The sequence below is a fragment of the Enterococcus sp. DIV1089c genome, assembly GCF_050530965.1.
GTDB lineage: Bacteria > Bacillota > Bacilli > Lactobacillales > Enterococcaceae > Enterococcus_B > Enterococcus_B hirae.
Genome location: NZ_CP172888.1, coordinates 1,254,238 through 1,279,531, shown reverse-complemented (window position 1 = coordinate 1,279,531; position 25,294 = coordinate 1,254,238). Strand labels below are relative to the sequence as shown.

At 38.9% G+C, this 25,294-nt stretch carries 24 protein-coding genes and 1 pseudogene; all 25 read right to left on the bottom strand.

What is annotated here, in order from left to right; genetic code table 11:
• Positions 1–8: 8 nt before the first annotated feature.
• On the bottom strand, positions 9–680 hold the full coding sequence (locus IGL30_RS06030; RefSeq protein WP_010719198.1) for a methionine ABC transporter permease: 672 nt from the start codon (positions 678–680) through the stop codon (positions 9–11).
• Positions 677–1,399, bottom strand: a complete 723-nt coding sequence (locus IGL30_RS06025) for an ATP-binding cassette domain-containing protein (RefSeq protein WP_123874792.1) — start codon at positions 1,397–1,399, stop codon at positions 677–679. The genes IGL30_RS06030 and IGL30_RS06025 overlap by 4 nt, the downstream gene beginning before the upstream one ends.
• A 405-nt stretch (positions 1,400–1,804) precedes the next feature.
• Positions 1,805–2,364 (bottom strand): annotated as a pseudogene (locus IGL30_RS06020) (transposase); the annotation flags it as partial.
• A 146-nt stretch (positions 2,365–2,510) separates the two neighbouring features.
• On the bottom strand, positions 2,511–3,689 hold the full coding sequence (locus IGL30_RS06015) for a hypothetical protein (RefSeq protein WP_317751610.1): 1,179 nt from the start codon (positions 3,687–3,689) through the stop codon (positions 2,511–2,513).
• Between the two features lie 243 nt (positions 3,690–3,932).
• A complete protein-coding gene (locus tag IGL30_RS06010) occupies positions 3,933–4,106 on the bottom strand; it encodes a hypothetical protein (protein ID WP_010719204.1) in 174 nt (57 codons plus the stop codon).
• A 722-nt stretch (positions 4,107–4,828) separates the two neighbouring features.
• Positions 4,829–5,737, bottom strand: a complete 909-nt coding sequence (locus tag IGL30_RS06005; protein ID WP_053766051.1) for a LysR family transcriptional regulator — start codon at positions 5,735–5,737, stop codon at positions 4,829–4,831.
• On the bottom strand, positions 5,734–6,438 hold the full coding sequence (locus tag IGL30_RS06000) for a carbonic anhydrase family protein (RefSeq protein WP_088745142.1): 705 nt from the start codon (positions 6,436–6,438) through the stop codon (positions 5,734–5,736). Before IGL30_RS06000 ends, IGL30_RS06005 begins: the two co-directional genes overlap by 4 nt.
• Before the next feature lie 31 nt (positions 6,439–6,469).
• Positions 6,470–7,111: a YfbR-like 5'-deoxynucleotidase gene (locus IGL30_RS05995; RefSeq protein ID WP_088745143.1), complete on the bottom strand. Its 642-nt coding sequence runs from the start codon at positions 7,109–7,111 to the stop codon at positions 6,470–6,472.
• A 525-nt stretch (positions 7,112–7,636) separates the two neighbouring features.
• On the bottom strand, positions 7,637–8,287 hold the full coding sequence (gene pyrE / locus IGL30_RS05990) for an orotate phosphoribosyltransferase (RefSeq protein WP_164445105.1): 651 nt from the start codon (positions 8,285–8,287) through the stop codon (positions 7,637–7,639).
• The gene (gene pyrF, locus IGL30_RS05985) at positions 8,269–8,985 is read right to left on the bottom strand and encodes an orotidine-5'-phosphate decarboxylase (RefSeq protein WP_088745144.1); all 717 of its coding nucleotides are present in this window, start codon (positions 8,983–8,985) and stop codon (positions 8,269–8,271) included. The genes pyrE and pyrF overlap by 19 nt, the downstream gene beginning before the upstream one ends.
• A complete protein-coding gene (locus tag IGL30_RS05980) occupies positions 8,982–9,911 on the bottom strand; it encodes a dihydroorotate dehydrogenase (protein WP_053766054.1) in 930 nt (309 codons plus the stop codon). The genes pyrF and IGL30_RS05980 overlap by 4 nt, the downstream gene beginning before the upstream one ends.
• A complete protein-coding gene (locus IGL30_RS05975) occupies positions 9,908–10,684 on the bottom strand; it encodes a dihydroorotate dehydrogenase electron transfer subunit (RefSeq protein WP_094940263.1) in 777 nt (258 codons plus the stop codon). Before IGL30_RS05975 ends, IGL30_RS05980 begins: the two co-directional genes overlap by 4 nt.
• 178 nt (positions 10,685–10,862) lie before the next feature.
• Entirely contained in the window at positions 10,863–14,048 is a 3,186-nt protein-coding gene (gene carB, locus IGL30_RS05970) for a carbamoyl-phosphate synthase large subunit (protein ID WP_123874794.1), read from the bottom strand.
• Between the two features lie 2 nt (positions 14,049–14,050).
• Positions 14,051–15,127 carry a carbamoyl phosphate synthase small subunit gene (locus IGL30_RS05965; RefSeq protein WP_088745146.1) on the bottom strand — a complete coding sequence of 359 codons (1,077 nt, stop codon included), beginning with the start codon at positions 15,125–15,127 and terminating at the stop codon, positions 14,051–14,053.
• 5 nt (positions 15,128–15,132) lie between these two features.
• A complete protein-coding gene (locus IGL30_RS05960; RefSeq protein WP_010719214.1) occupies positions 15,133–16,413 on the bottom strand; it encodes a dihydroorotase in 1,281 nt (426 codons plus the stop codon).
• A gap of 18 nt (positions 16,414–16,431) precedes the next feature.
• Complete coding sequence (locus IGL30_RS05955) at positions 16,432–17,358, bottom strand: aspartate carbamoyltransferase catalytic subunit (RefSeq protein ID WP_010719215.1); 927 nt, start codon at positions 17,356–17,358, stop codon at positions 16,432–16,434.
• A gap of 12 nt (positions 17,359–17,370) precedes the next feature.
• On the bottom strand, positions 17,371–18,654 hold the full coding sequence (locus tag IGL30_RS05950; RefSeq protein WP_010719216.1) for a solute carrier family 23 protein: 1,284 nt from the start codon (positions 18,652–18,654) through the stop codon (positions 17,371–17,373).
• 13 nt (positions 18,655–18,667) lie between these two features.
• Positions 18,668–19,207 carry a bifunctional pyr operon transcriptional regulator/uracil phosphoribosyltransferase PyrR gene (pyrR, locus tag IGL30_RS05945; protein ID WP_010719217.1) on the bottom strand — a complete coding sequence of 180 codons (540 nt, stop codon included), beginning with the start codon at positions 19,205–19,207 and terminating at the stop codon, positions 18,668–18,670.
• Positions 19,208–19,445: 238 nt separating this feature from the next.
• Positions 19,446–20,357 (bottom strand): RluA family pseudouridine synthase, encoded by a 912-nt coding sequence (locus tag IGL30_RS05940; protein WP_034697864.1) that lies wholly within the window; start codon positions 20,355–20,357, stop codon positions 19,446–19,448.
• Positions 20,354–20,818, bottom strand: a complete 465-nt coding sequence (lspA, locus tag IGL30_RS05935; RefSeq protein WP_123874795.1) for a signal peptidase II — start codon at positions 20,816–20,818, stop codon at positions 20,354–20,356. Before lspA ends, IGL30_RS05940 begins: the two co-directional genes overlap by 4 nt.
• A 4-nt stretch (positions 20,819–20,822) precedes the next feature.
• Positions 20,823–21,521 (bottom strand): CBS domain-containing protein, encoded by a 699-nt coding sequence (locus IGL30_RS05930; protein WP_430618565.1) that lies wholly within the window; start codon positions 21,519–21,521, stop codon positions 20,823–20,825.
• Positions 21,508–21,894, bottom strand: a complete 387-nt coding sequence (locus IGL30_RS05925) for a hypothetical protein (protein WP_010737532.1) — start codon at positions 21,892–21,894, stop codon at positions 21,508–21,510. Before IGL30_RS05925 ends, IGL30_RS05930 begins: the two co-directional genes overlap by 14 nt.
• A gap of 356 nt (positions 21,895–22,250) precedes the next feature.
• Positions 22,251–22,484, bottom strand: coding sequence for a CPBP family intramembrane glutamic endopeptidase (locus IGL30_RS05920; RefSeq protein ID WP_240210741.1), 234 nt, complete (start codon positions 22,482–22,484; stop codon positions 22,251–22,253).
• Positions 22,485–22,852: 368 nt separating this feature from the next.
• Positions 22,853–23,305: an LMxysn_1693 family intestinal colonization protein gene (locus IGL30_RS05915; RefSeq protein ID WP_349700611.1), complete on the bottom strand. Its 453-nt coding sequence runs from the start codon at positions 23,303–23,305 to the stop codon at positions 22,853–22,855.
• A gap of 308 nt (positions 23,306–23,613) precedes the next feature.
• On the bottom strand, positions 23,614–25,284 hold the full coding sequence (locus tag IGL30_RS05910) for a formate--tetrahydrofolate ligase (RefSeq protein ID WP_123874797.1): 1,671 nt from the start codon (positions 25,282–25,284) through the stop codon (positions 23,614–23,616).
• Positions 25,285–25,294: the final 10 nt, after the last annotated feature.

The window sequence follows — 25,294 nt, the reverse complement described above, 5'->3', positions numbered from 1 at the left end:
TCTTCCTCCTATTTTCGTTTATCCAGTGTCTGAGCAACAAAGTTTCCCAGCATTTGTAAAATAAAGACTAAAACGATCATGATCACAATGGCGACATACATGACCCCATATTCATAGCGTTGATAACCGACACGAACAGCAAAATCACCGATTCCGCCACCACCAATGACTCCCATGACTGTCGAATAGGAAACCATACTGACAGTCGTCGTCGTATACGCCAAGACTAAACCACTTCTCGCTTCTACTAGTAAAAAATGCCAGATATATTGGAAGCGAGTCGTCCCTAATGAATTAGCCAATGCATAAGTTTCGTCAGAGACATCCAGCAAGACCTGTTCAACTAGCCGGGCAAAGATAGTGATCGCAATGATACTAAGTGGTACAGAAGCTGGTATAGGACCAAAGGCTTTGCCTAATACCGCGCGAGTTACTGGGATCAACGCAATCACAAATAATAGATATGGAAAAGAGCGGATCACTGTGACTAAAAAATTCAAAGTCCAATAAATCCAAGGATAACGACCACGAACTTTAGGATTCGTCAAAAACAACCCTAAACCTAGTGGCAATCCTCCAACCACACACACGCCCATCGAAATAGCCATCATGATGCCCGTTTCTTCGAGACTGGTCAGTAGCGCTGGCCAATACTCCATCATGCTTTGTGAATGAATCATTGCGCTAAGCTCCTTTTTATTTTTTCAAAATACGTCAAGTTTTCTTCCGTATAACGTTGTGTGTGATTTCTTAACTCGCCAATCAACTCGCCATTTTCCATGACCAAAATTCGTTGGCATAAGCTTTTCACGGTTTCTAATTCGTGACTAACAAAGAAAATTGTCGGCTGGAATTCTTCATGGACTTTATGCAATAAACGAATCACACTTTCCGTATTTTCTTCATCTAGTGAGCTGGTGGCTTCGTCACACAATAAAATTTCTGGATCACGTGTCAACGCCCGAGCAATCGACACTCGTTGCTTTTCACCGCCAGATAGTTTTACTGGATATACAGCAGCTTTATGAGCCATCCCAACAAAATTTAATAAATAATCGATTTTTTCACGATTCTTTTTCTTTTGCAGCTTCAATGGTAATGCTACGTTTTCATAGACCTTCAAGTTATCTAATAGATTATGATTTTGGAAAATCATCCCCATTTTTTGTTTTTGCTGCCTTTTTTCTTTTTTGTTCAACTTTTGAACGGCAACATCATCGATTAGAATTTCCCCACTACTAGGTTCTTCCATTAAGTTCAACAAACGAAGTAACGTGGATTTACCAGAACCGCTTTTTCCAACGATTCCGATGATCTCACCTGGTTCGATTGTCAAATGAATATTCTTTACCGCTTGCGTGCCTTCATAGCTTTTAGTTACATTGATCAATTCAATCATCTGTTCCTCCAATGAAAAATAGTACACCTTATCAAACTGTTTGATAAAAAATAGATAAATCAGCTTATTGATTTTCTATTTGAATAAAAAACGCTTCCTAAATACTAACTGTTTCTATAATGGCGGAGTATTCATAAAAAAGCAACTTTTTTACTCATCTTCTATCTGTTTTTTAACTGTATTAATAATGGTGTTTTATAAACCGATTTATCTGTATCTTTTAAGAACCCTCACTGTAACAAGCATGTATTCTATCTATTGCCATTAATCACCATAAGCTAACAACGTTGTTATTTCTTTTTTCAAAAAATTCAGTTTCTTTTGCAGCAAAACGAAAAATGGAGGAAAAGAAAAAGCGGTCAAACGATCGATGCTGTCGATCATTCAACCACTTTTTCAATGGCTCTATAATTTGAGAGTGGGATAATAGTTCTTTCTCAAAAAGAAAATAAGTTCAACTTTGATGGCTAGTGTCAAAATCGAACTTATTTTTTCTATTATGTACACTTTCCTCTCCATATATTTTCCTAATTTTCTTAAATTTAATGCCATCAGTGCCAAACCAATATCAATCGTTGCTCCTTGTTTCCCACGCAAATGGAAACGATGGAACGCCAAGTGAGTCTTCAGATGCCCGAACACTAGTTCGACTTCGATTTTCTCCTCTAAAAGCTTTTTTCTGCATTCTGCTTTGAAATAGCACCAATTATTATTTACTTGAATTTTTCGCTTTTATTCACTTTTCGCACGCGTACATTAATGACGGACTGGACAGTTCCGACAATCTTCACATTCATAGATTTTGAAATCTTGAATAAAGCCACCTTTATCTTTCGACTATCATTTTTGAACGGTATCGGACGATTCGCTGGGCAAATGTATTCATCTTGTTCTTCAAGGTAGTGCCAGTTTTCCACGTTAAATGGATTCTCCTTGTATTTCTTTTTGTTTTCTTTGTGATAACTTAGGATCTTTTTGATTAATCAATTAATCAACATGAAATAACAAAAAAATCTGAGACAGAATGAGGTTCATTCTGTCTCAGATTTGATTTTACACCACTCATCAGTCCTTATTGACAAAGAGCCAAGGTTTACACACTTTTTGTAGACTATCTTGTCATAGATATAGTTGTATTTTGTGCAATAGGTTTCTCTGAATTATTTATAACTATACTTTCTAGTTTTTTTGAAAGGTTCTGTTTCAATGATATGTCTCTTTTATTTCTTTCTTTAGCAAAGTTAATATTGAGTTTATTATACTCATTAAGAAACTTTTTTGCTTCAAAAGGACTTATTTTCCCTTGGCCTTCAAGCGAATTTATATGATTTACCTCCTTAATTATTTCAGCTTGAATATGAAATTTTTCCGACTCTAATTTTGGAATTATGTTACGATTTATCTCATTAAGGTCTGCTTTTACGTCACTAATATTACGAGGATTTTCAAATTGAGTCCTATACTGATCCTGTAATAGTAAAAGTAACTCTTTTTCTTGCCTACGGAAAGCATTGATTTCTTGAGTTCCCTCGTTGAACTGGGATATAAGTTTTTTACTTCTTATTAGAATACGTTCTGTTTCTTGTAGAGAAATAGTAGGTTGCTCTGTGTGTGATGTTGTCATAGTTGATTTACTTGTGCTCACAGAATGGGTTTTCTTTGATTCTATAGACTCTTGTAATTGATTTACCATGTCTTTACAATTGGATATAAGATAGTCGATATGCTTTTTATTTGTACTTAAAACTTTTATTTCTTTATAGCATTCTTTAAGCATTTTTTTGTTCTTTATTTTATGCTTTCTTAAATTTACCTTTTGCTGTGTCATTTTACCATATTCAATTACTATATCATTTCTTAGTTTACGGAATTTCGAGCAAAAATTTTGAACCCGCCGGAGATTCGTTTGTAATTGATTAACTTCTATAGAACTTTCAGTAGAAATTCCCTCTTTTAATTTTTTAAAATCTGTCTCTTCTTGCTTAATAAGATTCTTTATTTTTTTATGTAAAAATTTTTTAGCAGAATATGGCTGTCTTGAAACATCATCTTGTATTTCATCTAAATGTTTTAAGTCCCCCTTATTTCTGTGTTTTGAGTGTAGTTTTTTGTGTGGATAAGTTTTATCAGATAAACGGGTGGTTTCATTCCTGTTTTCTAAATCTAGTACTTTTCCTAATCCCCTCCCTTGATTTTGATTGTCTAAACTAGGCAGTGCCCTTGCTCCGCCTATTCCACTTGCTATGCTTAAAGCATTAATAAAAGTAACTATCATTTTGTCTAATCTCATATGCCATCAATCTCCTTTTCATTTAATGATTTTCACTTATCCTAAGGAAAATAAAAACTTATACAGAAAAAATTCTGTTTCAAAAGCCATAATGCACCGATCATCAAAAGTTAGACCAAAAATCTAACGTCTGAAACTTTAATTTGCCCAAAGTCTGTTCGAGTCTTTCTAATCAAACCAACTAGTCCTTCACGTTCCTATTTTTGTACCCAACGATAGAGTGCACATAGAGACGCTTCACTTTTAATAGATATTTACCTTAGCTACTACATTTTTATCTAAAAGAGTTAATTCTTGGCTACTATCTGCCACAGTAGATGGTTCATTTATTGTAGAAGCATATCCAGAGATTGTGCTTTCAGATACGCTAATTCCAATAGTTAAAATATCTAAAGATAAGATAAACTTATTTTTCATTTTCTATTACCTCGAAATCCAAAAAACAGAAAGCGCTTTCTGAATAAATCATAACAGAGAAATCAAATTATATATATAAAAGTCATAAAAAATAGTTTTCATGTCATAATCGTTCATTTTTTCTGTATTGTCCTTTATTTATAAAAAATTATTTCCACATCCACAGTCAATAAGAACAACGAAATTCAATTCATTTTAGGATATAGATTAAGGTTTTGATATAAAAACTCGAAATTTTTTGCATACAAATAATTTACAATTGTTATTATATTTTATAAAGGTAATTTATAAATTTTTTCATTGTTCATTTGTACAGGTTGATCGTATTTTACAAATCAATCAACTAGATAAATTACTATAAGGAGTAGCGAGAGATAATTTAGTGATAGATATCTAAAAAGATACCATGAAAAATTGGTTTAGTTAAACAATTACGGAGGAGTAAATATTAGCGATTATGACGTAAAACACATATTTTATGAAATTTTTTTACATAACTTAAAGTATATAATATATCAGAATAAGAAAGCGTTTTTTTGCTGAAAGTGCTATCTAACACCTTTTAAGGAGACTTAAATAATGTGAAGAAAAAAATATTACTTGGTATTTATTTTGTCTCATTGTCTTTCAAAACACAAAAAAAATCTGAGACAGAATGAGGTTCATTCTGACCCAGATTTGATTTTACACCACTCATCAGCCCTTATTGACAAAGAGCATTTTCAATTTGTTTTGATCTGACTCAGTAAAACGGTTAGACTTTCCATGAATTTTTGTGCAATTTCGCTTAATTGGCGCTTAGCAGAATAAATCACATACAATTCATTTTGGGGACTATTTGCCAATGGAATCAAACGTAAATACTCTTTGATCTCACCAATGACCAGCCCAGAACCTGAAGCATAAGCATCTGTTTCTAACACGATATTCATCAATGTTCCCCGATCACTCGTATAGATAACCGTTTCTTGATCAGGACTTTCAATCAAATCTTCATAAAAATAAGGAAAATTATTGCCATCTTGTGTAAATCTCACTTGCGGATAAGGAAGTAATTCTTCTTTAAAGATTTCTTTCTTTTCACTAAGCGGATGTCCTTGACGTAAAAAAATGTGCGTTTGAAATTCTCCTAATGAATGGGCAACTAGCTCCCCTTGCTCTAAGTAGCGCTTGATCCCTGCTTGATTGTGTTCATTCATATAAAGAATCCCAATCTCACTATGCTGATCCTTCACTTCTTCAATCACATTAGCAGTCGTTGTTTCAATGATTCGAAACTGTTTGATCTCACTTTTGAAAGAAGAGATCAACTTTGCTGTTAAAGGACCTAAGAAATCATAATGTTGCGAAGCAATTGAAAAGCTTTCACGCTTCTCATTCGTCAAATAATAATTTTCTAAAGACTCTAACTGTAAGAGAATCCGTTCTGCTCTTTTTAAAAACTCTTGTCCTTCCTCGGTCAGATACGCCCCACGATTCGTTCGAGTGAACAGCGTGATCCCTAACTCGGTTTCTAATTCTTTGATTCCTGCGGAAAGACTTGGTTGTGCGACATAGAGTTTTTTAGCTGCTTCTCTGAAACTCCCATTGTTCGCTACAGCAATTACATATTTTAATTGTTGGAAGTTCACTGATGATCCCTCACAAAATAACTGATTGGACGATTTTTCAACGGTTGGAGCGGACGGTTGTTTGGTTGTGCATACTGTCCTTTAAAAGGAATCAAGAAATCTTTATTTAGTTTTTGCACTTGATCCATGACAAACCATTGGATTGGTCCACTCGTTGGTGGCGTAGTTAAAGAGCCGACATAATGGTAATGGCTTTTTTGTTCAGGAAAAAGAACCAATGGATTGGTCCAATGTTCATGTTTTTCTACATCCCAACTATCGCCATTGTCTCGATCATACAACCAACCTTCATCCGTCGTTAGCTGAAACATCACACCAACAACTAAATTTTCTTTTTTGGCATTCATATGAACAAAGTGGAACTCGATATCTTCTTGATTACCATTGATCAGATGTTCAGAAGGCATATGAAAATGGATATCTGTGAGATAATATTTCTGACCTTTAAATTCGACATAACTAAGCTGATCATAAGGAACCAAGTGGATCGTATTTTTAAATTCTTTATCTGTAAACCGTTGCTTCTGATAATGAAAAGCAATGGTATCTGATTGATTCTTCGCTGGTTCACAAGTGGTCAATGGAATGGGCGACTGCAATTCAAACGCCGCACCTTTAGCAAACCAGTCGCATAATTCAGCCCAATGTTCTGGTCCTCTTTCTCCCGTATATCCCCATTCAACATCCATATTCTTTTTCACTTTTATTCCTCCTGCATCTTTGCAAAATTTTCTATTGTTGACTATTTTTAACGATCGTGGAAACAGTCGTTAAAAAGTCTTCTTTCCCATAAAATTCTTGATTCAGTAATTCAGGGAAAATCTCGTTGAAGAAATACTTGACAGAAGGACGATGCTCAAACCCTTTGATCGTAGTTACCGCTTCAATAAACATCTCTTTATATACTTTTTCTGGATTGTTCTTGATGATCTCTTCAAATGATTCATACAATAGATCGACTTTATCAGAGATTGCTAATAACTCACCTTCCACTGTGTCATCTTTTCCTTCAAACAATCGCCGGCGGTATACTTCTTGAAACTCTTCCGGAATCTCTTGGTTGATGAACTCATCCGTCATCTTTTCTTCAACTGTTTGTAACATTCCCCGTAACTCTTTATTTGCATACTTGACCGGTGTTTTGATATCACCGATAAAACGTTCTGTGTAATCGTGATTTAACGCTTTTTCATAAAGTAATTTCCAATCGATCGCTTGACCATGAACCTCTTCAATGTCACCTAAGACTTGAGCAATCGAAGCCACTCGATAAGAATGAGCGGCTACCGTATGTTCAGTAAATTTAAAGAACCCTGGCGCTCGTGTAATTTTTTCCAAATTATTCAAACCTAAAATAAATTCATTCAATCCCATAAAATAGCCTCCCCTTTACTTTTCCGATGATTTTATCATTAAATAACTATCTTTCGCAAACATCCCGTTTGTAAATCAACGAAAAATTAATCTTTTTACTGAGAATCACGCAATTTTACTATAAAAAAATAGAAACCAGAAAAACAACTCTAGTTTCCATCAAAATAATCATAAGATTCAAAACCAACTCTGTGTAAGCTCCTCGCCTTAAAAACGACAAGCGAAGCACAGCAACTATTAGTTCAGAAACATTCAAAACAACATAGCTCTAAAACTCGCTCTCAAACTCTCCCGTCACGTTTTGGGTTTTGGAAGCATTCAAAACAACATAGCTCTAAAACCTCGCAGAAAATTTTTTTCTTACGAAATTCCGTAATCGCGCTACTCGTCCATAGCAAAACTTTCGCCTTGGATGCTTCCTTTGTTTCATTCAGTTGTTTTGTTTGATCCTAGTATACCATGGATTTTGTTCAACGAAAGCCCTTTTTTGAGTCTTTTGTTTTTGTTCCATCTTCGTTTTCTTCGTTACTGTTTTAACCAGTCCGCTGGATTCTTTTTCCATTCTTTTAACAAGGCTAATTCCGCTTCATCAATATATTTTTCGGCTAACGCTGTTTCGATCAAGACAGAATAATTCGTGAGAGTAAATAGTGGTAACTCTGCTTTGGCAAAATTTTCTTCACCTGCTGGTAGTTCATACGTAAAGATCGCTGCTACACCTAATACATTAGCGCCTTCTCTTTTGGCTGCTTCCGTTGCTTCTAAAACGCTTTGGCCTGTCGAAATCAAGTCTTCGATCACAACCATTTTTTGACCTTCAAAAATCCGTCCTTCGATTTGATTGCCTTTACCGTGATCTTTCGCTTTACTACGGATATAAACCATAGGCAAGTCCAAGATTTCTGCCACCCATGCAGCGTGAGGGATTCCTGCTGTTGCTGTACCAGCAATGACTTCCACGTCAGGGAATGCTTGCTTGATTTTTTCTGCTAACCCTTGAGCAATTGCTTTTCTGACTTTTGGATAACTCATCGTGATGCGGTTGTCACAATAAATCGGGCTTTTTAGTCCACTTGCCCACGTGAATGGTTCATTTGGGCTTAAGAAAACCGCTTCAATAGCTAACAAATCTTTGGCAATGTTCTTTTCAATCGTATTCAAATTGATCGACTCCATTCTTCTTTGATTGTTTGATAGGCTTGGTAGGGATCTTTCGCCTGAGTGATTGGTCGTCCAACCACGATGAAAGTTGAACCAATTCCTCGAGCTTGGGCAGGCGTGACGATCCTCGTTTGATCACCTGCAACGCTTCCTTCTGGTCTGATACCCGGAGAAAGACAAATGAAATCTTGGCGGGTGGCTGTTTTGATGCCACTCACTTCTAAGGCAGAAGAAACAACGCCATCCAGTCCAGCAGCTTCGGCACATTTCGCATAATGGATCACACTTTCTTCTAAGGGAACTTGAATCAATTGATCATGATGCATATCCGCTTCACTCGTTGAAGTAAGCTGAGTGATTGCTAATAACAATGGGCGTTTTTTGCCAACAGGCGTTCCTTCTTCTAGCCCACGTAGTGCCGCTTGCATCATTTTGATTCCGCCAGCTGCATGGACACAAGTGATATCCACGCCTAGTTTTGCTAACCCACGCATGGCTTTTTCCACCGTATTAGGGATATCATGAAGTTTCAAGTCTAAAAATACTTCATGTCCGGCATCTTTCAACCAACGAACAATAATCGGTCCTTCCTGATAAAATAATTCCATTCCGATTTTTACAAATAATTTTTCCTCTTCAGGGAATAGTTGCATAAATTGTTCCACTTCTTGCCACGTCGAAAAGTCTAAAGCAATAATTGGTCGTTGGTTCATTTCATTCGTTCCTCTCTTACTTCTTTGATTAGTTGTTGGAGGGATTCGATCCCTAATTCTGCCATTCGTATGGGTAGTTCTTCGATCAGTTTCGGACAAATGTACGGATCCGTGAAATTAGCTGTTCCTACTGCCACAGCACTGGCTCCTGCCATGAACATTTCTAAGACATCGTCAACGGTTTGGACACCGCCCATACCAATGATCGGCAACTCGGAAACAGCGGCGACTTGATGGATCAAACGAATCGCCACTGGTTTGATCGCAGGACCAGAAAGACCACCTGTCTGATTAGCTAAAATAGGTTGACGTGTTTTCAGATCAATCCGCATACCAAGTAGTGTATTGATCATCGTAAAGCCATCTGCCCCACCGCTTTCGATTGCTTGTGCGATAGGTACGATATCCGTCACATTAGGGGAAAGTTTCACATAAACTGGTACACTTGCAACCTTTTTGACAGCTTGTGTCAATTGAAAGGCAACATCTGGGTCTGTCCCAAAGGCAATGCCGCCATGTTTGACATTCGGGCAAGAAATATTCAACTCGATCGCTTTGACATTCGGCGCTTCACCAATTTTACGACAAACCTCGACATAGTCTTCTTCACAGGCACCAGCGACATTCGCAATGATAGGTAAATCTGGATAGACAGCTAATTCTGGTAACAGTTCATTCATGACAACTTCCAGACCGGGATTTTGCAATCCGATTGCATTCAACATACCGGAGGGTGTTTCCGCCACACGTGGGGTGGGATTACCAAACCTTGCATGCGGCGTTGTCGCCTTGACCATAATCGACCCCAATTGATTCAAATCGTAATATTTCCCATATTCTTTTCCAAATCCAAAGCATCCACTGGCTGGCATGATCGGATTTTTCAATTCCAAACCTGGGAGCTTAACTGCTAAGGGATTACTCATAAGACAACCTCTCCTACTTTAAAAATTGGCCCTTCGTCACACACCTTGACACTTTTTGTTCCAGTTTCATCATCCGGTCGATGACAAACGCACGCATAACAAGCACCGATACCGCAAGCCATTCGTGATTCTAAGGACAATTGGACATTTGGGTGATCCACAAAAAGTTGTTCGACTGTTTTTAAGAGACCATTTGCACCACAAGCAAAGACAGCTTTTGGTTGCTTATGAGTACTCATTAGCAGATTCCCGACGTTTCCATGGATCCCATAGGTACCATCATCCGTCGCTACTCTAGTTTCACCTAATTCATGAAACTTTGCTTCATGGTACATGACTTCTTTTGATGCAAATCCTAAAAAATTGGTGACTTTTACGCCCCGCATATTCAGTTGTTTGGCTAATTCATATAAAGGTGGGATACCAATTCCTCCCCCTACGATGAACACTTCCTCTCCTGCGGACAACCCAGATAGATCAAAACCATTGCCTAATGGACCTAAAACGTCTAAAGAATCGCCAGCTTTCAACGTAGAAAATTCTTTCGTTCCTTCACCTTCGATTCGATAGATGATCTGGCAAGTGTGGTTTTGTTGATCAATCGAATGGATACTGATGGGGCGGCGTAAAAGTAAATCTGATCTAGGCACTCGAATGTGCAAAAACTGCCCAGGTATTGACATTTCTTTGACCAATTCTCCTTTTAAAGTCAATTCATAAATACGTGGTGCTAGTTGTGTTTGTTGAATGATTGTCATGACTTCTTGCTTCATATCTGCTCTCCTCTTTGGGATTTTTTCATTGCCAAACATCTCGACAAAAGTGATCCTTTCAACCAATGTCAGTAACAAGGCGAACGTAAACGATCACTTTTATCTTTGTTTAGGGGCCTACAAGCTATTTTAACTATTACTTAATCGTTATAGGAACTGTCACTTTAGAACATGCTGATCAAATCGCTTGTGTCGAAAAAGCTCGAGACTCCATCACACGAATGATCGCATCCGCAGTATCTAATGAAGTAAATAAAGGAATACCATGTTCAACTGCTTCTCGGCGAATGATAAATCCGTCTTTCGAGGCATTTCCTCGATCTTTATCGATGGTATTAACAACGACCTGTGCTTTTCCTTCTCGAATCAACTCAACAACATTTTTCTCCGTTGCTTTTTCAGAGATTTTAGCAACAGGCGTGACGATCAGCCCATTTTTTTCAAAATAAGCTGCCGTATGCTTGGTAGCTAATAGGCTGTAACCAATTTCTGAAAAACGTTTAGCTAGCGCTAACGCTTCTTCTTTAGTCTCATCAGCGATCGTGAACAAGACGGCACCATAATCTGGCAGGCGTAGACCTGATGCTTCAAACGCTTTGTATAATGCCTTATCTAAGTTTTGATCAGATCCCATGACTTCTCCAGTAGATTTCATTTCAGGTCCTAAGTAGGTATCCACTTGTTGCAATTTAGTAAACGAGAACACAGGAGCTTTCACATGAACAGCGTTGGATTCTGGATATAAGCCATTCGTAAAGCCTAAGTCACTTAACTTTTCACCTAAGATCGCTTTTGTGGCGATTTGAGCCATCGGTATTCCTGTAACTTTACTTAAAAACGGAACCGTTCGACTTGCACGAGGATTGACTTCGATCACGTAAACTTGATTGTCGTGGATCACGAATTGGATATTCATCATACCGATACAGTTTAAACCACGAGCTAAGCGAATCGTATAGTCTTCAATGGTTTGTTTGATCTCTGCTGAGAGTGCTTGTGGCGGATAAACAGCCATGGAATCCCCCGAATGGACCCCTGCACGTTCAATGTGTTCCATGATTCCAGGGATTAGAACTGTTTCCTCATCACAAATGGCATCTACTTCACATTCACTTCCAAGCAAATAACGGTCAATCAAAACAGGATGTTCTGGGGAAGCTTTCACTGCATGTTCCATATAATCTTCCAAATCTTGTTGATTTTCAACGATTTCCATTGCTCGACCGCCCAAGACATAACTTGGTCTGACCAGAACAGGATAACCGATTTTTGAAGCGATCCCTACTGCTTCTTCTTTACTAGTTGCAGTATCACCTAGTGGCTGAGGTACTTCCAGGCTTCTTAACGCTTGTTCAAATAAATCCCGGTTTTCAGCACGATCTAAATCTTCAATTGTAGTTCCTAAAATTTTGACGCCCGCTTGAACTAACGGTTCTGCTAAATTGATAGCTGTCTGACCACCAAACTGGACGATTACCCCAATCGGTTGTTCAAGTTCAATGACATTCATCACATCTTCAAAAGTCAGTGGTTCAAAGTACAGTTTATCAGAGATCGAGAAATCAGTTGAAACTGTTTCAGGATTGCTATTCATGATAATGGCTTCATAACCTGCTTGTTGGATCGCTTTGACTGAATGGACCGTTGCATAGTCAAACTCGACCCCTTGTCCGATTCGAATGGGCCCAGAACCTAAGACAAGAACAGAATCTTTTTCGGATCGTTCACTTTCATTTTCAACTTCGTATGAGCTGTAAAAATAAGGCGTCTGTGAAGCAAATTCAGCCGCACACGTATCGACCATTTTGTATACGGGTTTGATATCGGATTTTTCACGGAGCTCTCTGATTTGCTTTGCTTCAGTTTTCCACAGTTCAGCAATCTTTTGATCCGTAAACCCATTTTGTTTCACAGTACGTAAGACATTTTCATCCTGCGGGTGTTCCAACAGTTCGGTTTCTAGTTCAACGATATGGAGCAATTTGTCTAAAAAGAACAAATCGATCTTTGTCAACTCCGCCAGTTCTTCAATTGGATAGCCGCGGCGGATCGCCTCTACGACATAAAATAAGCGATCATCTTGGGCACGGACGACTTTTTCGATCAATTCACTATCATCGATCATGTTGAGTTCTGGTAGTTCCAAATGGTGTGTCCCGATCTCTAAAGAGCGGACAGCTTTTAATAGGGATTCTTCAATGTTACGACCAATCGCCATTACTTCGCCAGTTGCTTTCATTTGAGTTCCTAAAACTCGTTCCCCATTCTCAAATTTATCGAATGGCCAACGAGGAATCTTAGCAACGACGTAGTCCAAAGCTGGTTCAAATTCTGCATAAGTCGTTCCAGTTACCGGATTCTTCATTTCATCTAGTGTTAAACCTAAAGCGATCTTAGCCGCTAATTTTGCAATCGGGTAACCAGTTGCTTTACTTGCCAAAGCAGAAGAGCGTGAAACACGAGGATTAACTTCGATCACATAATAATTGAAGCTATGTGGATCAAGTGCAAGTTGGACATTGCAGCCGCCTTCGATTTTCAATGCACGAATAATCGCTAATGATGCATCACGCAACAGCTGGTATTCATGATCTGAAAGGGTCTGACTTGGGGCGAAGACGATCGAATCGCCTGTGTGGATACCCACTGGGTCAAAATTTTCCATGTTACAAACAACAATGGCATTATCAGCCGAGTCACGCATAACTTCGTATTCAATTTCTTTGAATCCTGCAATACTGCGTTCGATCAAACATTGGGTCACTGGAGAAAGGCTCAGACCATTTTCTGCGATCACTCGAAGTTCTTCTTCATTTTTACACATTCCACCACCCGTTCCACCTAATGTGAAAGCGGGACGAACGATGATTGGATAGCCAATTTTATTAGCAAATTCGACTGCTTCTTCAACAGTTGTGACGATTTCAGATTCGGGGATTGGTTGATTCAGTTCTTCCATCAACTTTTTAAATAAATCACGATCCTCTGCTTGATCGATAGCAGATAATTTTGTCCCTAACAGCTCAATGCCTAGTTCATCTAAAATACCAGATTCTGCTAGTTCCATTGCCATGTTCAAGCCTGTTTGTCCGCCTAATGTCGGTAACAAAGCATCAGGACGTTCTTTTCGCAAGATCCTTGAAACAAATTCTAGTGTGATCGGTTCGATATACACTTGATCGGCAATTTCTTGATCAGTCATGATCGTTGCGGGATTGGAATTTACTAAAACGACCTCATATCCTTCTTCTTTCAAAGCAAGGCAAGCTTGGGTTCCGGCATAGTCAAATTCCGCCGCTTGACCAATGATGATCGGACCTGATCCAATCACCATAATTTTTTTGATATCTGTACGTTTTGGCATGTTTATTTCTCCTCTCCTGCATCCATCATTTCCATAAATTCATCAAATAAATGAAGCGCATCATGCGGACCGGGAGCTGCATCAGGATGGAATTGGACGCTAAACGCTGGATAATGGCGATGTCTAATTCCTTCCACAGTCCCATCATTTACTTCTACATGGGTGATCAGCAACTGATCTGGATCAACTGTTTTTTCATCCACAGCATAGCCATGATTTTGAGAAGTAAAATCGATCCTTCCAGTCGCGATTTCTCGGACAGGATGATTCAAGCCACGATGACCAAATTTCATTTTATAGGTATCCGCACCATTAGCTAAGGCAAACAATTGATGCCCTAAACAGATCCCGAAAATTGGTATTTTCCCTTGGATTTCTCGAATCATTTCAATAGCTTCTGGTACGTCTTTTGGATCTCCTGGTCCATTCGTCAGCATGACGCCATCCGGTGCTAGGGAGAGAATTGTTTTTGCATCCGTATTATAAGGTAATACGGTTAAATTGCAGTTTCTTTTACTTAGTTCACGCAAAATACTATGTTTCAAACCAAAATCAATGACAGCCACATTTTTTCCAGTTCCAGGACTTGGATATGGTTTACTCGTTGAGACTTGTTGCACTTGGTTTGTAGCTAAAACGGTCGCTTTCAATTGATCAAAAGCATGTTCAAAGGAATCACCAACATCCACGATACTCGCTTTCATCGTTCCAACTTGACGAATTTTTCGTGTCAATGCCCGAGTATCAACCCCTGAAATTCCAGGGATACCTTTTCGTTTCAAAAACTCGTCCAATGTCATTTGACTCCGCCAATTAGAAGCCACTCTCGCATGTTCTTTGACGACTACGCCTTTGCAAGTTGGTGCGATAGATTCATAATCATCACGGTTGACACCGTAATTTCCCACCATCGGATACGTAAAGGTAATGATTTGCCCGTTGAAACTTTGGTCTGTGATCGTTTCTTGATAGCCTGTCATGCTGGTAGTAAATACGATCTCGCCAAACACATTATTATTCGCTCCAAATGCTTTTCCTTTAAAAACTGTCCCATCTTCTAAAATCAATAATCGTTCCATTTGCTTCACTCCCCTTTGTGCCACGCCAATTTTCCATCAACGAATGTTCCTAATGTTTCGCCCTTGACGTTCCATCCAACAAAAGGTGTGTTTTCGCCTTTCGATAAGAAATCTTTCTTATCGATTGTACTTGAGTGTTCAATATCGAAAACAGCTACGTCAGCAGGTGCCCCAACTGTCAATGTCCCAGCCTCTAACTGGAAGATTTCCGCTGGCTTGGTAGCCATCCAGTTGATCACTTGTTCGAGTGTGAAACGATTGGTTTCAACAAAGTGCGTATAAATGAGTTGGAAAGCTGTCTCACTTCCTACGATCCCAAATGGTGATTCTAAGAAACTTTTGCTTTTTTCTTCTAATCCGTGTGGCGCATGGTCAGTCGCAATACAATCAATCGTTCCATCAAGAAGTCCTTCGATCAACGCTTCTCGATCTTCCTTTCCTCTTAATGGGGGATTCATTTTCCAAAAGCCGAAGTCTTCGGGGATATCTTCATCAATCAAGATCAAATGATGGGGAGAAACCTCTGCTGTAACGTGGATACCCGCTTTTTTGGCATCACGAATGACCCGCACGCTTTCCTTGGTAGAAACGTGACAGACGTGATAGTGCACACCTGTTGCTTCAGCTAAAAGGAGATCCCGTGCGATTTGTGAGGATTCAGTTACACTTAAAATACCTGGCAAACCTAGTTCTTTTGCTTTATCACCAGCATGCATCACACCACCGAATAGTAACGATTCATCTTCCGTATGTGCTACCAGTGCTTTGTTATTTTTTGCTGCTTCTTTCATGGCTTGATACATCGTTCCTGCGGTCTGAACACCCACGCCATCATTCGTAAATGCAAATGCTCCTGCTTTAATCATCGCTTCTTGATCTACTAAGACTTCACTTCGAAGATTTTCAGTGATCGGTGCATATTGCAAGACTTTGACCACTGCATCTCGTTTGATCAAGTCATAGACCTGTTTTAATTTTTCCGGGGTATCAGGTACAGGGTTCAGATTAGGCATGGCACAAACAGTTGTAAAGCCGCCTCTTGCTGCTGCTTTAGTACCAGCTGCAATCGTCTCCTTGTATGTAAATCCTGGCTCTCTTAAATGGACATGGACGTCCACTAAACCAGGTGTGATCAGTTGTCCTTTGGCATCAAACACTTCATCAAATTCAGCCTCGGAAAATCCTTCGCCGATTGCTTTGATTTTTCCGTTTTCGATCCAAATTTCTGCAGGTGTTGTTTCATTCTTTCGTGTATTGATTTGACCGTTTTTAATGAGTGTTTTCATCTTTTCTTCCTCCTAGCTTTACGCTTTTCCGTTTAGTACTGCTTCTAAGATCGCCATTCTAACAAAGACGCCATTGCTCATTTGCTGTACGATTCGTGATTGTAGTCCTTCCACAAGGGAGTCAGCTAATTCGACATCACGATTGACTGGCGCTGGGTGCATGATGATCGCATGCTTTTGTAATTTCTTCGCACGTTCGACTGTTAATCCATACTCTTGGTGATAGGCTTCTTTTGAAAAACTTTCTTTCCCATCATGACGTTCATGTTGTACGCGAAGCATCATCATGACATCCACTTGTTCTAATAATTCATCTAATGGCAGGTAGTGCCCATAGACTTCAAATTCTTCATCGTACCATTCGCGTGGACCTGAAAAGAAGACTTGTGCTCCTAATCGTTTCAGCATTTGCATGTTTGATTTTGCTACTCGTGAGTGTGTGATATCCCCGACGATCGCTACTTTCAATCCCTCAAAGTAACCAAATTCTTCGTAGATCGTCATCAAATCAAGTAAGCATTGGGTTGGATGTTGGCCACTTCCGTCACCACCATTGATAATCGAGCATTGGATCGTTTTACTTTGGATCAATTCATCATAGTAATTTTCATCTCCATGGCGGATTACTGCAACATCCACACCGAGCGCAGACATCGTCAAGACCGTATCATAAAGGGTTTCCCCTTTTTGTACAGAACTCGTACTCGCTTCAAATTCAATCACTTCTAAGCCTAGTTTCTTTTCGGCTACATCAAAGCTCTTATGCGTACGAGTACTATTTTCAAAAAACAGATTCGTCGCAAAGTATTGCGGTTTTTGTGGTGTCCAGTTTGCTCCTTGTTTAAACTCTTGACCTCGACGGATCAAGCCCATGACTTCTTGATCCGTTAAAGCTTCCACTGTCAATAAATGTTTTAAACTAATGCGTTCTGATTTGATGATCATGATAGTTCCTCCTTATTTTTCTTCGCTACGTGAAGTTTCGGGTAAGATAAGATTCAGAATGATACCAAGTACAGTTGCTAAAGCCATTGCTGATAACGTGAAGGTGCCTACTTCAAAAACCAAGCCGCCGATTCCGACCACTAAGATCACTGAAGCAATCAACAGATTTTTCTTTTTATCAAAATCGATTTTATTTTCGATCAAAATCTTCATTCCACTCGCTGCGATCACTCCGAACAAGATAAAGCTGATTCCGGAAATTACGGGTCCGGGGATACTTAAGATCAAAGCGCTTAATTTGCCCACAAATCCTAAAATCACAGCGAAGACTGCTGCACCACCGATGACGAATACGCTGTGTACACGAGTGATTGCTAACACACCGATATTTTCCCCATAACTTGTAACTGGAGGGCCACCGACGAAAGCTGCGACGATCTGCGCTAAGCCATCTCCCATCAATGTTTTGTGTAAACCTGGCTCTTCAAAGAAATTACGTTTGGTTAATTTATTCAAGACCATCAAGTGTCCAATGTGTTCTGTCATCGTAACGAAAGCAATAGGTGCCATCGTCGTAATTGCCCCTAAGTAAAGCTTCGGTTCATATTGAACAAATGGAATCTCGAAGTTTGGTAAAGCGAACCAAGCAGCATCAGCGATCGGCTTTGTATCGACGATTCCGAAGAGTAAAGCAACGAGGTAGCCGCAAATGATCCCTAACAAAATTGGAATAAGTCCTAAAAATCCTTTTAGCCACATGTTGAAGAAAATCGTCAATGCTAAAGTGATCAGTGCCACGGCTATATATTTAAAATCATAGTTGCCTTGGTTATACATTGCGTTCGTTGCAGCATTCGCTGCTAACCCCAAACCGATTACCATGATCACGGGACCAACGACAATCGGTGGTAAAATTTTGTCCAACCATGCTGAACCGATCTTTTTGATGATCCATGCGACGATCAAGTAAACCAGACCAGTCGTTACGGCTCCTTGGGCGATCGCTGGGTAACCGTCAGTCTTCATCAGCATTTGCATAGCTGCGATAAAGGCAAAGCTACTACCCAAGTAGGCTGGAATCTTTCCTTTAGTAGTAAAAAGATAAACTAATGTTCCTAATCCTGAGCTGACTAAGGCAATCCCTGGATCGATCCCCACTAAAATCGGCACAAGTACAGTAGCACCAAACATCGTAAAGAGATGTTGTAAACTTAAGCCGATCCAATGTCCTGTTTTTGGGCGATCGTGGATATCTAAAACCGCATCGTGATTATGGAATTTTTTCTGTTCTGACATATCAATTGCTCCTCTATTCTTCCTCTTTCAAAATCATGATTCGATCTTTGCCGTCAAGTTCTTGCATTTCGACTAAGATTTCTTCTGTTTTTGCTGTGGGAATGTTTTTCCCAACATAGTCTGCTCGAATCGGTAACTCCCGATGTCCCCTGTCTACTAAGACAGCCAGAGAAATTTTTCTAGGACGACCATAGTCCATTACTGCGTCCATCGCTGCTCGAATCGTTCGTCCAGTGTAAAGGACGTCATCGATCAAAATCACTTCTTTTCCTTCTAGTGAAACGGGAATATCTGAAGAATGAAGTTCTGCTTCAGCTGGTGTTTCTTTTTTATCATCACGATACAATGTGATATCCAGCTCTCCGACCGGAACTTCGATGCCTTCTAGTTGCTTCAAACGATCGGCAACTCTTGATGCGATGTAAATGCCTCTTGTTTTTATCCCAATTAAGACAACATCTTGAATCGTCTGATTTCTTTCAATGATTTCATAAGTGATACGTGTCAATGCCCGCTTCATGGTTACTTGATCCACAACTTCTTTTGCTTGCATGTTTGTTTCCTCCTTTTTTATACACAAAAAAACTCCTGCCCTAAGAGGACAGGAGGAATGTCTAGACTGAGTGTACATTTAGATACACTGATAGTTATACTACGTCATTGAGTAATCGATGTTATGGCGCACCATAGCTCTCTTACCCACACCCTTCTTAGCCTCACGGGACTAAACTTAAAGGAACTGATATGAAGTTTTTATGCTTTCGTTGTTAAATACTATACCGTTATCTAAATCAAAATGCAACACTTTTCCTTAGTTTTTCTAAAGTTTTTTCAAAGATTGTTGGAAGCGGTGCTTCAAAGACCATTTTCTGACCTGTGATTGGATGGGTAAAACCTAAGAGCTTCGCATGAAGAAATTGCCCATTTCCTTTCAATGTCTTACTTGGTCCGTAAACTGGGTCTCCAGCTAAAGGATAGCCTATATATTTCATATGCACACGGATCTGATGGGTCCTACCTGTTTCTAACGTCAACTCCACCAACGTAAAATCATTGAATCGTTCCAAGACATTAAAATGGGTCACGGCTGGTTTGCCATCTTCTCTGACTGCCTGCATTTTACGGTTCACTTTTGATCGACCGATCGGTGCGTTGATCGTTCCTTTTTCATGAGGAATCACTCCATGGACTAACGCTACGTATTTACGTAAAGAAGTTTTATCTTTTAATTGCTTGGCCAAAGATTCATGTGCTAAATCATTTTTCGCTACCATCAACAAACCTGAAGTATCTTTATCGATTCGATGGACGATCCCTGGACGGATCACACCATTGATCGACGAAAGATCTTTTACATGATACATTAAAGCATTGACCATCGTACCATTCGGATGACCTGCTGAAGGATGGACGACCATGCCTTGTGGTTTGTTGACAACAGCAACCGCTTCGTCTTCATAAACGATTTCTAATGGAATGTCTTCTGCTTCAATTGAAAGGGTCTCTGGTTCTGGCACAGCGATCACGATTTCATCATTTTTCTTCACTTTATAATTTGCTTTCACCACTTGTCCGTTGACCGAAACGGCACCATCTTTGAGCCAAAGCTGGATTTGTGAACGACTATAATCGTTGAATAAACCTGTGAGTACTTTATCGATCCGTCCTGTTTCTGTTTGAATCGTTGCGTTTAATTCTGTCATTTTTTCCCTTGTTCCTTTTCATCTAAAATAATGTATATCAAAATAAGAATCACACCACAAACAAGTGTCATATCAGCTACATTGAAGATCGGAAAATTCATAAAATCTGTTTGGAACATATCGACGACATATCCCAGTCTTACACGATCAATAAAATTCCCAATAGCTCCTGCTAAAATAAAACTTAACCCTGTCAGCAACCATCGATTGCCCTGTTTGCGATTCTTGACCATCAATGTCACGACAACAATGACAGCAACCACTGTGATTATGACGAAAAACCACATCTTCCCTTCAAGCATACTCCAAGCTGCCCCAGTATTGCGTATATAATTCAACGATAAGACGCCTGGAATCAATGTCTTCGTTTCGCCTAAAGATAAATCATTGACGATCCACCATTTGACCCACTGATCAAGAGCCACTAATAATCCACTGATCATAAAATAAATTGCTAACAAAAAATCATTCCTTTTCTATTTGTTGATAAATATCTCTAGGTCTAATGATCCCCAGTAAGTTGCCGTCAGGATGACCATCTTTGGTAATCAGGACTGCTTCTAGAGTTCCTTGTTCCCGAAACATTGTTTCCACTTCATAAACATAAGTATGTTCAGCTACAAAACGATAATTCGTATATTTGCCATCACTAAAAATCAAATCAGCCGCTTTTTTATCTGTTAAATCAATGGTCCCTTTTTGACTTTCCTTTGCTAGCCAAAAACCAATGACCCGCAATGTCACAAGCGCTACGAATTTTCCTTTATTATACAAAGGAAACTGTGAGTATCGTTTTTTGGCAACCGTTCCTAACAAATCAAGTAAAGGAAGATCTCGTTCAAAACCTGTGACATGTTTCGCAAAGCGAGGTAAAACCTTTGCTGGACGATTCAAGTCTTCTTCAATCTGCTGGATCTTATTGACTGCCCAATCATTGGGTTCAGCAATCACAAAGTCCACAGCAATCCGATCGTGAACAATGGCATTTCGTAACTGCGCCAGCTGAAGCAAATCTTCTTCATATTGACGAATCACTGCTTTTTTGCGTTGAGCAAGTCGCCGAACTAACTCAGTAAATCCCATATTGCGGGCGTTACCCATTTCATCTCTCATCCATTTTTCGATCCGATTAAAACTACTTAAAAAAATATCAGAGTTTGCCATCTTTCTCCTCCTTGATTACATAGGCTTGGTTTTTGATGAAAAAAAAGAAGCCAATCATTACAAGTACCACGAACATACTATAAATTAGATTGTGTAACCACAATGCGCTTAATCCACTTCCTAAAAATAAAAAGGGATAAATCTGTAACAATAAGAGATTCATTGTAATGACGTATCCTTTGGACGGATGCGTTATTGTATACACTGGACTTTTTAACCAATAAAACGAAACTTGCATTGTAAAAGGTGCTTCTAACTTAAGTAAAACCGATTGATTATGATTCAATTGTCCTTTTTTCTTTCCATTGATCCGCAGTTGGATCGGACTACCCATGCCATAAAAACCTGTTCGTCTTGTCACTCGTACGTCCATAACGCCCCTCCTCCTGATGCTTTCTTAGTATACCGTAAAACACCCGAACAAGAAAGTAGATGTCTCAAAGTGTTTGAGTTCCCTATATTTAACTAATTTATAGACATTTTTTGCTCAAATGCAGCGAGTACAGCAAAAGTAGCCAACCAGCAAAACTATTAGAAATCTGTTGTAACATCGTTTTCACTCCTTATATATCCATTAAAGATGTTCGATCGATAATAAAAGGATGACACAACTATCCGTAATGAATAATTGTGTCATCCTTTTTTACTGTTTAGAAGTATTTTTTCAACCTCACTTTTTGTAAATCTCCACTTGCTTTAACTACTTTATCGTTCATTGCTTTGCAACAACTAAGTAAAGAATAAGAAAAGGAATATACCCACACCATTATAAAAAACATGGGTCAATATGGCGTACCACACATTAGAAGTTTTTATATAAACGAATCCAAATAGAACGCCGCAGAAAAAAAGGTTGAAATTTCCTCCGTGTACGATTGAAAAAAAGAATGAAGAGATTATGAGGAGAGAAGCCTTTGTTTTCCTGTCAGAATGTAAGCTGATTAGACTAAATCTAAAAATCATTTTCTTCTAAAAATACACCGTACGTTGTAGCACTTATTATATATTTTTTCAATTCACTTCACTATTAGCTAAAGAATTTAGGGGTAAGCTATTTGTATCAGGCAAAGCAGTATTAATGACAATAATACTAACGATACAAAAGACTGCTATAAATATGAGTTTCAGCCATTGTATTTCTACTAATGATTGATAGAGAAGCTGGTGGAACAACACCAAAAACATAAAACTTAGAATCAACGGAAACCAAGAAATCCAATCAAATATGAAATCATATTTGATTGGGATCCCTATATTTGGGATCATAAAATAAATAATAAAGTAACTCAAGCAAAGAATGAAATTCCAATGTTTCTTAGTATTCCTATGTATCATGTTGCTACATAATCAATATATTGTGTATTTGCTGTAGCAGTTTGAGTACGAATATATTTATTGTCTACTTTACGATAAACTCGGTAAGTTACCGTTATTCTTGCATTTTGATGATACTTCTTGAATTTTCCGTTTACTGAGTATTCGTTCCCGATTTTAATATTCATTCCGAAGATCGTTGCACCAATTGATAATGTGGTTTTTCTATTGTGGGTTTCTGTACCCAAATATGTACGATTTCCTTTAGAAATACGCCAACTTTGAGGTTGTGACCAAGTTTTTGTCTGAATCGATGGTTCGTCTAATACATAGTACTCATCATCACTACAAATTGCTATGCCAGAACTATTCGTTTCATCGGCTAATACTGGAACACATGGAGTTACAGCAGTTCCTAAAGTCAAAAGTGACGTAGACACCAAAATTGTTCTAAATAAATACTTTTTCAAAAATTTTCACTCCTATTTTAGTATTAAAGAAAACGTTTTCTTAACAATGATTATAAATCATTTTATTTTAGACATATGATTGCTATCATAAAAAGCTGTTTTGAACTCAAAATCGTCCGTGAAACCGCCATTATTTACTTGTTGACTAACACAATATGTATAAAAACAAGTCAGCACTTGTATGAACATATACAAGAGCTGACTTTATCTTTTTTGATCGAAAGGGAGCCTTTACCTAATTTTAGGTATTCTCACTAATCATTTTTGATAGATGGCTTTTTTATGAAGCACCCTATCCTCTTTCTTTTTTAGAATAATCCCAGTACTTCCCCATCACTGGTAACATCCATATTCAATGCAGCTGGTTTTTTGGGAAGTCCCGGCATAGTCATGACATCACCTGTTAGCGCAACGATAAACCCAGCCCCTAATTTGGGAACGAACTCTCTGATGGTAATCGTAAATCCTTCAGGAGCGCCTAGAAGTGTCGGATCGTCAGAAATTGAATATTGGGTTTTCGCCATACAAATTGGCAGTTTATCCCAACCATTAAGGACAAACTCATCGATTTGTTTTTTTGCTTTTTTACTAAAACTGACACCTTTTCCACCATAAATCTCTTGGACGATCGTTGCCACTTTTTCTTCAATAGTCGCTGTCGGTTGATACAAGGGCTGATAATCTGCTTGCTGACTATCAATCGCACGAACGACCGCTTTGGCAAGTTCAATTCCACCATCTGCGCCATGCTCCCAAACACTTGCTCGTTGTACGATCACCCCTTGATTTTCGCAAAGACGTTCTAACAAAGTAAATTCAGCTTCCGTATCTGTCACGAATTCGTTGATCGCAACAATTACTGGGATATGGTATTTCTCCATATTGTGGATATGACGTTTTAAATTACTGAATCCTTTTTCCAATGCTGCTAAATTTTCCGTTTTCAACTCTTCTTTAGTTGCACCGCCATGCATTTTCAATGCACGAACTGTTGCTACGATCACGATCGCATCAGGCGCCTTTTTCAAATTCGGAACTTTGATATCTAGGAATTTTTCTCCACCTAGATCTGCACCAAATCCAGCTTCAGTCACCACATACTCCCCTAATTTAAGAGCTGTTTGGGTAGCTAAAACACTATTACACCCGTGAGCAATATTGGCAAAAGGACCGCCATGAACAAATGCTGGCGTGCCATAAATCGTTTGTACTAAATTTGGTTTGATTGCTTCTTTTAATAGCAGTGCCAATGCGCCTTCTGCTTTGAGATCACCAGCTGTCACTGGCTTTTGATCAAAGGTATAACCGACAACAATTCGAGCTAAACGCGCTTTTAAATCATCGATGTCTGTTGCTAAGCATAAAATCGCCATGATTTCACTTGCTACGGTGATGTCAAAGCCATCTTCTCTCGGCACACCTTGAATCGGACCTCCTAAGCCAACAATCACTTTTCGCAGTTCGCGATCATTCAAATCGACGACACGTTTCCAGATCACACGACGTGAATCGATTCTCAGTTCATTCCCTTGATGGATATGATTGTCTAAAAGTGCAGACAATGCATTATTAGCAGACGTAATCGCATGCATATCGCCAGTAAAGTGCAAATTGATATCTTCCATTGGTAATACTTGTGCGTAGCCTCCGCCGGCAGCACCACCCTTGATTCCCATGACTGGACCAAGGGAAGGTTCTCTTAACGCAATCACTGCTTTTTTACCAATTTGATTCAATGCGTCCCCAAGACCTACCGTGATGGTCGATTTACCTTCTCCAGCTGGTGTAGGATTGATGGATGTAACTAAAATCAAGTGACCATCTGGTTTTTTCTTTAATTTCTTGATGGTGGAAAAATTGATTTTCGCTTTATATTTTCCGTAAAGCTCCAGGTCATCTTGTTGGATATCCAATTTTTCCGCAATTTTAATAATCGGTTTTAACTCTGTTTCTTGTGATATTTGTAGATCGCTCTTCATCAAATTACCC